This is a genomic window from Protofrankia sp. CiP1_Cm_nod3, from assembly GCF_982290655.1.
Window position 1 is genome coordinate 1210 of sequence record NZ_CEVIVD010000278.1, and the last position, 2164, is coordinate 3373.

The 2164-nt window shown below is 68.7% G+C and carries 3 protein-coding genes; all 3 read right to left on the minus strand.

Annotated elements, in window-relative coordinates:
• Positions 1-681: 681 nt before the first annotated feature.
• Genes AC5LUJ_RS24220 through AC5LUJ_RS24230 form a run of 3 tightly spaced genes read right to left on the minus strand, consistent with a single transcriptional unit; the run spans position 682 to position 1818 of the window.
• Complete coding sequence (locus AC5LUJ_RS24220) at positions 682-1116, minus strand: VOC family protein (RefSeq protein ID WP_250286130.1); 435 nt, start codon at positions 1114-1116, stop codon at positions 682-684.
• A gap of 46 nt (positions 1117-1162) precedes the next feature.
• Entirely contained in the window at positions 1163-1588 is a 426-nt protein-coding gene (locus tag AC5LUJ_RS24225) for a type II toxin-antitoxin system VapC family toxin (protein WP_250286131.1), read from the minus strand.
• Positions 1585-1818 (minus strand): type II toxin-antitoxin system Phd/YefM family antitoxin, encoded by a 234-nt coding sequence (locus AC5LUJ_RS24230; protein ID WP_250286136.1) that lies wholly within the window; start codon positions 1816-1818, stop codon positions 1585-1587. The genes AC5LUJ_RS24225 and AC5LUJ_RS24230 overlap by 4 nt, the downstream gene beginning before the upstream one ends.
• Positions 1819-2164 lie beyond the last annotated feature (346 nt).

A 2164-nucleotide genomic window follows, 5' to 3' on the forward strand; every position in this document is an offset into this window, starting at 1 on the left:
GGCCGATGAGGATCGCGGTGCTTCGGTCTGTTCGACGTAGGTCATGCAGCTACTCCCGGACCTCGCTGACGATCTCCAGGCGATAGGTCACGACATGTCCCCTTCGGGGCAGAGGGTTCAGTACCTGAGTGTACTGCGACCCGGCCATCGCGCGAGCCAGCCGTGTCACTCCGGCGCACGACTCAGGCGCCGCCTCACGCGCGACGCCCGCCGGCATCCTGCGTGCCGCGCGCGAACCACCACCCAGCCGCGACCCGAAGCGAGGCTGGCCAGGATCTGGGTCGGGGCCAGCAGCCAGTCCGCCAGGTCCATCCCGCCAGCGGGGTCGACGCCGAGCCGGCCTGCGAAGAACGCCCCGCGCGGTGGTCACCTCCACCTGGTGGTGGGGCCGGCCGTCGAGTCGATCGCTGTCGGGAAGGACAACCGGGAAACCGTCGAACCGCGCTGGCAGCCTCTCCAGGGCGACGTCGATCGGCGTGGTGTCAAGTCCTGGCGGGACGAACAGCTGCACGCGGGGGCCGAAATCGTGGTCCGTGGAAACCTCGCCATCGAAGCCGAGGACCTCGGAACCCTCACCGAGCAACGCGGCAGCATGAGGCACGCCCGCGATCAGCGGCCAGACCGCCCGCTCGTAGAACCGTCGAGAAAGATCACTGCCGGGCACGGCTCTGCGATCACTGTTCAGTCGAGGCAGAACTCGTTGCCCTCGGGGTCGGCCATCACGATGTGTCCGGCGTGCGGTGGAGTGGGCTCGTGGCGGTGTAGTCGGGTGGCACCGTGGCCGACGAGTCGCTCCGCCTCCTGCTCCAGCGCCGCCATCCGAGCCTCGCCCTCCAGTCCGGACGCGGCTCGTACGTCGAGGTGAACGCGGTTCTTGGCCCGTTTGCCCTCCGGGACCCGCTGGAAGAACAGCCGTGGACCGGAGCCGGCGGGGTCGACCATCGCCGCGGCATCGTCGTGGCGCTCGGGTGGAACGCCCATCGCAGTCAGAGCCTGCTCCCAGGACGCGAAACCGGCGGGCGGCTCCTGCGGACGGTAGCCGAGGACCTCGCCCCAGAAGGCCGCGAGCCCCGCCGGATCTGCGCAGTCAAAGGTGATCTGGATGTCGCGGGTCATGCGTCTCCCGTCAGTAACAGCGGCCCGGGTAAATATCCCTACCTGCCTACGGGTGGGAGGCCCACGGGTTGACGAGTGGGACCCCCATGGGCGCGAAGTCGGACTCGTTGCGGGTGACGAGCGTGAGGCTGTGGACCTGAGCCGTGGCGGCGATGAGCGCGTCGTGGGCTGGGCGCCGGTCGGGCACGTGGAGTCGTGCCGCCGAGTCGGCAACGGCCTGATCGATGTCGAGCAGTCGGCCCGTGTATGCCGGGAGCACATTGTGGTCCAGCCACGAGTCGAGGACCGCCGCCTGTCGGGCGTCGTGCCGTCGCTTGTTCTCGATGCCCGCGCGCAGTTCCAGCAGGGTGATGACGGAGAGGAAGGTGTCCGATGGCGACAGGGTGTCGGCCCAGGCGTTGAATCGGTCATCCCTGCGTTTCACGGGCTTGCGGAGCTCGGAGATGATGTTGGTGTCGAGCAGGAAGCTCACAGGTCGGCCTCGCGCAGCGAGTCCCGCGGCCGTACGGGCTCGAAGTCGATGTCCTCGTCCAGGACGAACGCGTCGCCCAGGCTACCCGCGGTGCCCGTGAGCCGTTGGTAGTCGGCGAACGACAGCAGGACGTGCGACGGCCGACCGTGATCCGTAATGATCACAGGACCGCTGGCGGCAGCCCGCTTGACCGCGCTCACGTCGCGGTTGAACTCTCGCGATGAGACCATGGTCACCGCGACCACCTCCCCGGTAGGTACGTACCTACACTACCCGTTGCGAGTGACTCGCTCAGCCGCACATCACAGGGATCGCCGCCTGCTGGGCAAAGTGGCCCCTCGGTCGCGCACAGCACGCTGCCAGCCTTCGCCCGCCTGTGCGATGACGACCGCTGATTACGAAGCACCGTCACGAGAGTGCCCGGTCGATCTCTACAGGCCGCTTCCGCTCTGACGCGTGTTCCCCCGCTCCACTCGCCCGGCACCGGCCGCCGGGTGTGCGGCGGAGTGGCCGGCTACCGGCCGCATCGGGTTCCGCTCTCGCCTTGGCTCCGCGGGAGACCGACGATCACAGCCG

What these genes read in the sequence shown, in the direction of transcription:
- AC5LUJ_RS24220 (WP_250286130.1), bottom strand. Translation starts at nt 1,116, where the DNA reads ATGACCCGCGACATCCAGATCACCTTTGACTGCGCAGATCCGGCGGGG.
- AC5LUJ_RS24230 (WP_250286136.1), bottom strand. Translation starts at nt 1,818, where the DNA reads ATGGTCTCATCGCGAGAGTTCAACCGCGACGTGAGCGCGGTCAAGCGG.